Source organism: Streptomyces sp. NPDC002680 (genome assembly GCF_042889145.1).
In the GTDB taxonomy this organism is placed as follows: domain Bacteria; phylum Actinomycetota; class Actinomycetes; order Streptomycetales; family Streptomycetaceae; genus Streptomyces; species Streptomyces adonidis.
This window is the reverse complement of record NZ_JBIAQP010000009.1, coordinates 74,315-81,630: the sequence shown is the minus strand read 5'-3', so window position 1 is coordinate 81,630 and position 7,316 is coordinate 74,315. Positions and strand designations below refer to the sequence as shown.

At 71.3% G+C, this 7,316-nt stretch carries 4 protein-coding genes; 3 read left to right on the top strand and 1 reads right to left on the bottom strand.

The features are described 5' to 3' along the window. Positions 1-153: 153 nt before the first annotated feature. Positions 154-924, bottom strand: a complete 771-nt coding sequence (locus ACFYXF_RS23870; RefSeq protein WP_389352127.1) for a sugar isomerase domain-containing protein — start codon at positions 922-924, stop codon at positions 154-156. Positions 925-1,159: 235 nt separating this feature from the next. Between ACFYXF_RS23870 and ACFYXF_RS23865 the strand changes: the two genes are divergently transcribed. The 3 genes from ACFYXF_RS23865 (at position 1,160) to ACFYXF_RS23855 (ending at position 7,227) form a co-directional block, all read left to right on the top strand. Beyond that, entirely contained in the window at positions 1,160-2,044 is an 885-nt protein-coding gene (locus ACFYXF_RS23865) for a MurR/RpiR family transcriptional regulator (protein ID WP_389352658.1), read from the top strand. A 210-nt stretch (positions 2,045-2,254) separates the two neighbouring features. Continuing rightward, entirely contained in the window at positions 2,255-6,523 is a 4,269-nt protein-coding gene (locus ACFYXF_RS23860) for an NEW3 domain-containing protein (protein WP_389352125.1), read from the top strand. Continuing rightward, complete coding sequence (locus tag ACFYXF_RS23855) at positions 6,520-7,227, top strand: peptidyl-prolyl cis-trans isomerase (RefSeq protein ID WP_389352124.1); 708 nt, start codon at positions 6,520-6,522, stop codon at positions 7,225-7,227. The genes ACFYXF_RS23860 and ACFYXF_RS23855 overlap by 4 nt, the downstream gene beginning before the upstream one ends. The last annotated feature ends 89 nt before the right edge of the window (positions 7,228-7,316 follow it).

Genomic DNA, 7,316 nt, shown 5'->3' with positions numbered 1-7,316 from the left:
TCCCCCCAAACACCCCCCCGCCATCTATGTTAACGCCCCCGTCTCGGGGGGCGCCCCCCCCCGGCGGGGGGGGGCCCGCGGGGGGGGGGGGGGGGCCCCCGCCCCCCGGGGCCCCCCCCACCCCACGTCCACACGCCCCGCCCGACGCACGTCTCAGCTCGCCGGCCGCCGAATCCTGTCCCCGTAATGCCGCTCCAGCCCCAAGTTCCCCTCGAACCCCCCGGGGACGTTCGCCGACACATACACCGGCGGTCGCGTCCCCGCCCCGATCAGCACCGCCGCCGTCTCCGCGACCGCCATCTGCACCAGCATCACGCCGGTCAGCGTGGACAGTGCGCACACCGCGCCCCCGCCCGGCAACTCCAGCAGCGCGTCGCCCGTCGGGGCCGCGTTGTCGAGGACCACGTCCGCGATGTCCGCCAGCTTCTTGCCGCTGCTGTGGCCCGCCGGGACCGTGCGTGTGTGAGTGAGGGACGTGATCGCGAGGACCTTGTGGCCGCGCTCCTTCGCGCGCAGGGCCATCTCGACGATGACGTTGTTGACGCCCGAGTTGGAGATGATCACGAACAGGTCGGACGGCTGCGGGGCTGCCAGGTCGTACAGGCGCTCGGCGATGCCCGGCTTGCGTTCCAGCAGGGGGTCGTCGAGGGCGCTCGGGTCGTCGCCGCCGTACAGGACGAGGTCGGCCATCGACAGGCGGTTGGTGGGGACGAGGCCGCCCGCTCTGCCCGCCAGTTCCAGGACGAGGGCCTGGGAGTGGCCCGTACCGAAGGCCTGGATCACGCCGTCCGCGCGGATGCAGTCCGCGATCAGTTCGGCGGCGCGGGCCACCGACTCCTGGGCCGGCTCCGACCCGGTGATGCGGTCGAGCACGGCCCGGCTCTCACGGACGAAGCCCTGGGCGCTGACGGACTCGACGGACACTCGGCACTCCCCACCGGTGGATGAAACCACCCGCTCTATCGCTATCGGTGAATCAATAAATCACAGTGTACGGGCCGTGAGCAACGATCGGAGACCCCAGGACCGCCGCAGGCAGCCTTCCTGGTCCTGGAATTCAAACTGCCCTATAGACGGTGGCTGATACATTCGTCGTCACTACCAGTACAGCACCGAGGAGATCGGGAACCCCATGGAACGGACCGGCTCCGGCAACGGGATGCCCCCGACCGACGTCACCACCCTCATCCGTACGGAACTGCCGCGCCTCGCCGGCTCCCTCCGGAAGGTGGGTGAGCTGATCCTTGAGGATCCCGCCGCCGTCACCCACTGCTCAGCCGCCGAGCTGGGCCGCCGTACCGGCACCTCCCAGGCCACGGTCACCCGGTTCTGCCGTGCCATCGGCCTCGACTCCTACCAGCATCTGCTCATCGAGCTGGCCCAGGAGCGCGGGCGCGGCGAGGTCTCCGACTGGGGCACCGCCGAGATCGGGCCCGACATCTCCCCTGATGACAGCCTGGAGAGGGTTGTCCAGGTCGTCGGCTCAGCCGATCTCCGTGCCATCCAGCAGACCATCGACCGGATCGACCTCGACTCCATCGAGCGCGCGGGCCAGGCCGCCGCCCGCGCCCGGCGCATCGACGTGTACGGCGTCGGCGGCAGCGGCGCGGTCGCCCAGGAGACCGAGACGCGGCTCTTCCGCATCGGCTGCCAGGTCCGCGGCTGGACCGAGGTGCACGCGGCCCTGACCTCCGCCGCCCTCCTCACCCCCGCCGACGTCGCCATCGGCATCTCGCACTCCGGCTCCACCCGCGAGACCATCGAGCCCTTCGAACTGGCCAAGCAGCGCGGCGCCACCACCGTCGCCATCACCGCCGATCCGAAGTCCCCGCTGGCCCGCGCCGCCGACGTACGGCTGATCTCGTCCTCCTCGGAGACCAGTTTCCGCACCGAGAGCATCGGCGCCCGGCACTCCGTGCTCGTCCTCATCGACTGCCTGTACGTCCGGGTCGCCCAGCTCTCCTACCAGCGCGCCAGCGCCTCCCTCGCCCTCACCGACCACATCGCCAGGGAGCACGCGGTGAAGACCCGCCGCACCCGCTGAGCAACCAGCAATCAGCAATCAGCAATCAGCCGGTAAACACACAAACGCCGCCCCGGGAGACATCTCCCCGAGGGCGGCTTTTGCATGGATGAACCACCAAGGAAACTCGAAGATGGTTGTTTGAACCATCCGATCGGTGCCACGATGGGCGCCACCACTTCGCGTGCCCCGTTGTTCCCCCGTTTCCCTCGTAGGCCTCGTAGGAGACCCATGCGCGTCACCTCAGTCGAGTCGACCGAGCTGTTCGTCGGCAGCGCCGAGCACCCGCGTCAGGTGGTGACCGCCGAGATCGGCCACACCGCCGGCCGTACGGTCCGCCTCACCGCCGACGGCCCCGGCGTCCGCTCCGACGGGGACATCCGCTCGACCGTCGGTGACGACGGCACCCTCCGCGTCGAGATACCGCTGGTCTGCGATCTGCCGCCCGGCGAGCGCACCCACGTCACGGTCACCGCCGAGGACACCGAGGACCCCGAGCAGCGGGCGTCCCACACCGGCGCCCTCCTCGTCGCCGAGCCCGGCTGGACGATGTTCATGGTCAGCCACTTCCACTACGACCCCGTCTGGTGGAACACCCAGGCCGCCTACACCGAGACCTGGGACGTCGCCGACGATCCGGGGACCAGCGGACTTCCCGCGCGCACCTTCGACTCGCGCGGCCAGTCCGGGATGAGCCTCGTCCGCGCGCACATCGATCTCGCGCGGCGCGACCCGGCGTACACCTTCGTGCTCGCCGAGGTCGACTATCTGAAGCCCTACTGGGACGCGTTCCCCGAAGAGCGCGCCTTCCTGCGGCAGCTGCTGCGCACCGGACGCGTCGAGATCATGGGCGGCACGTACAACGAGCCGAACACCAACCTCACCGGCGCCGAGGCGACCGTACGCAACGCCCTCTACGGCGACGGCTTCCAGCGCGGAATCCTCGGCGCCGACCCGCACACCGCCTGGCAGCTCGACGCCTTCGGCCACGATCCCCAGTTCCCGGGCCTGATGGCCGATGCGGGGCTGTCCTCCAGCTCCTGGGCGCGTGGGCCCTTCCACCAGTGGGGGCCCACCCTGAACGTCTTCGGCGAGCCGCCCCGCGACCCCCAACGGATGCAGTTCCAGGCCGAGTTCGACTGGATCGCCCCCTCCGGACGCGGGCTCCTCACCGCCTACATGGTCAATCACTACGGCGCCGGCTGGGCCATCGACAACGCGCCCACGCTCCCGGAGGCGGAGGCCGCGGCCCTCAAGCTCTTCACCGGGCTGAAGAAGGTCGCGCTCACCCGCAATGTGCTGCTCCCCGTCGGGGGCGACTACGCGCCGCCCTGCCGCTGGGTCATGGGCATCCACCGCGACTGGAACGAGCGGTACGTCTGGCCGCGCTTCGTCTCGGCGATCCCCCGCGACTTCTTCGCCGCCGTACGCGCCGAACTCGACGCCGAGGGACGCAAGGCCTCGCCGCAGACCCGGGACATGAACCCGATCTATACCGGCAAGGACGTCTCGTACATCGACACCAAGCAGGCCCAGCGGTACGGCGAGACACTCCTCGCCGACGCCGAGGCCTGGGCCACACTCGCCTCCCTCGTCACCCAACACCCCTATCCGGACGCGGCGTTGGACAAGGCCTGGCGGCAGCTCGTCTACGGCGCCCATCACGACGCGATCACCGGCTCCGAGTCGGACCAGGTCTACATCGACCTGCTGACGGGCTGGCGCGAGCTGTACGACCTCGCCGAGTCCGTGCACGCCGACGCCACCCAGGCCCTCGCGGACCGCATCACCCCGCTGCCCGGCGGCGGCCCCGACCTCGTCGTCCTCAACTCCGCGACCTGGCAACGCCGGGACACCCTCACCACCGACCTCCCCGAAGGACTCGTCCCCGTCGACGAGACAACCGGCCTGCCGCTGCCCGCAGTTCGGGAGGCGGACGGTCAACTGCGGGTGGTGGTACCGGGGGTGCCGGGGCTGGGCCTCAAGGCACTCCCCCTCGCCGAGGGCACGGTCGACGAGTGGACTCCCGGGGACGGACCGACGACCATCCGCAACGAGTTCTACGAGGTGACGGTCGACCCCGGGCGCGGCGGTGGCGTCAGCAGCCTGCGCCAACTCGCGGACGGTGGCCGCGAGTTGCTGCGCACCGGAGACATCGGCAACGAGCTGGTCGTGCAGGAGGAGTATCCGAGGCACCCGCGCTTCGGCGAGGGGCCCTGGCATCTCACGCCGACGGGCACGACGGCCGCCCGCAGCGGGGACGTGCCGGCTTCGGTGAAGGTGGAGCACTCGGCGGCGGGATCACGGATCACCGTCACCGCCGACCTCGGCGAACTCCTCACCTACACACAGCAGTTGACCCTGTGGAAGGGCGTCGACCGACTGGACGTGTCGACGACCGTCGACGGGTACGACGGTTCCGACCGCCTCATCCGGGTCCGCTGGCCGTCGAACGTCCAGGGCGGGCTGCCGGTGCACGAGGTGGCCGACGCGGTCATCGGGCGCGGGTTCGGGTTCGTCGAGGTGGACAGCGAGGAGTTCCCGTGGACGCTCGACAACCCGGCCAACAACTGGTTCGGGCTGGGGACCACGGCCCGGGTGGCGGTGCACAGTGACTCCGGCGCGCTGCTCGGCCAACGGGCCATCGGCGTCGCCGAGTTGATCTACCCGTCCTGGGCCGAGGCGGGCGAACTCGGTGCCGAACTCGCCGCCGCGCTCGTCCGCGTGGGCGTCACGGCCACCTCGACGATCGCGGGCGGGCAACGCTACGGCGACCTCGAAGTCGACTCCAACCTCCCCGACATCCGCATCGCCGTCGGCGCTCCCGAGCGCAACTCCGTGGTCGCCGAGGCCCTCGCGATGGACCCGGCCGCCGGACGTGAACTCCGGCGCCAGCTCGCCGAGTCGGGCGTCGCGTCGGTGTGGGTCGCGCCGCGTGCGGGGCTGCGCGAGGAATGGATACCGGGGGCCGATCTGCGCGATCTGGAGCGGCTGCCGCTGCTCGTGGTGGCCGGCAGCGGTCCGGAGGACGACGCCAAGGCGGTGGACGCGCTGATCGCCGACCTCGCCGACGCCGTCGTCCGGGCCACAGCGGCCGGTGGCGGCGAGGCGCTCCCGCCCGGCGACACCTGGGACGGCACCGGCTTCGCCGTACTCAACAGGGGCACACCCGGCTGCGTGGTCACCCCGTCCGGCGACCTCTACATGTCCCTGATGCGCTCCTGCACCGGCTGGCCGTCGGGCATCTGGGTCGACCCACCCCGCCGCACGACCCCCGACGGTTCGGCCTTCCAGCTCCAACGCTGGTCGCACACCTTCGAGTACGCGGTGCTGGGCGGCACGGGCGACTGGCGCGAGCTGCGCCTGCCGCAGGCGGGTCACGCGTACAACCACCCGCTACGGGCACGGCTGCGGGAGCGATCACCGGAGGACGGCAGCGGCCTGCCGCGCACCACCACCCTGCTGAGCCTCGAACCCGCCGGTGAGGTGCTGCTCGACGCGCTCAAGCCGGCCGGTTCGCCGCTGGCGCGCGGGAGCGTGGCGCCCGTCGATCCGGGGCGCGGTGTCGTCGTACGGATGCACGAGGTCAACGGCCGTTCGACGGCGGCGCGGGTGCGTGGGCCGGTCGCGTGGACGGAGGGCGCCCGTACGGACGTACTGGAAAGGCCCGGGGAGCCGCTGCCCCCGGACCCTGACGGCGGCCTCGGCACCCACCTGACCGGCTTCGAGGTGGCGACGGTACTCGCAACTCCCGCTGGGGCGACGCCTGTTGACCCGGGCGCCGGTGTCGACGCGTACGAGCCGGCCCAGCCCGTCCACACCCGATACTGGCTGCACAACTCCGGCCCGGCGCCACGCGGCAACCTGCCAGTGGCCGTCTACCTCTCCCCCACCACCCTGACTGCCTCAGGCCCGGTTACGGCGACGGTCCGCATCAGCTCCGAGCTGACGGACGCGCCCGTCTCCGGCACGCTCGCCCTCGGCGTCCCGCCCGGCTGGACCGCCGAACCGGCCGAACTGCCGTACGCCCTCGGCCCCGCCGGCTTCACCCTCACCGAGATCACGGTGACCCCGCCGCCGGACGCGCAACCGGGCCGCCACTGGCTCACCGCACGTCTGCCGTACGGCGGCCAGGTGTACGAGGACGCCGTGGCCCTGGACGTGCCGAACGGCCACACCGGCCCAACTCTGCTGACAGAGCTGGGGGTTGACCGGGTCGCCGTACGGCGCGGAGAACGCGCACGAGTCCCGGTGAGCCTGCGCAACACCACCCTCGGCGAGATCAACGGCACCCTGTGGGCCGTGTCCTCGTGGGGGACGTGGGCGGGGGTCGGACCCGGGGTGCAGGGGTTCGCCGTACCGGCCGGGAAGTCGGTGGAGTGCGGGATCGAGGTCGATGGGGCCACGCTGGCACCGGGTTCGTACTGGCTGATGGCAAAGGTCGGCTGGCACGGCTGCGTGGCGTACACGGAGGCCGTGGTGCTGGAGGTGACGCCATGAACCGACACGACCATGTCCACCCCCCCGAGGGAGCCTGCGCCCTCGTAGGCGGCGACCCGATACCCCGGGAGGAGGTGGAGGCAGTCCTGGCGGCAGTACCGGCAAGGGATGTCGGAGGCCGCGGTAACGCGCCCCTTCAGGGGCGCGGGGAACTGCGCGACCAGCCCCCACCGGCCCGCAGCCAAAACACAACCCCCTCCGCGGAACGACAACGCCGCCGCTGGGCAACACAGGTGGTCGTGGCCGACGTACTGGCACGACGGGCATGCGCGGAACGTGGACTGCCCCCACCCGACACTCCACGAACCCTGGGCCCCGTGCCGGAGGCGGCCGTAGCCGGCCTGGGCAGCATCGTGGCCGTGACCCTCGCCTACTCCCCCGCCGCCCGAACCCTCCTCACCCACCTGGAAGCCCGCCAGGACATCCCCGAGGCCGCCGTACAGGAGTACTACGAGCACAACCGGGACCGCTTCCTGACGGCGGACGCCCTGCGCGCCGGCACCGACCCCTTCGGCGTCGCGACGGACGCGGACTTCCTCCCGTACGAGCATGTAAAGGCAGGCATCGAGGCCGAGTTGAGGCAGGCCGCAGGCCGACGCGCCTTCTTCTCATGGCTCGATCTGGCGCGCGCGGACGTGGTGTACGCGCCCGGCCACGAGCACCCCGGAGACCCGTCCCACCCGGACCACGAACACCGCCACTGAAGCGGTCCGCACCGGTTCCGGAACACAAAAGCAACACGGCACCCCATTGACCTCCGATGAATTCTGGTCCACCTTTTCATCAATCGGAG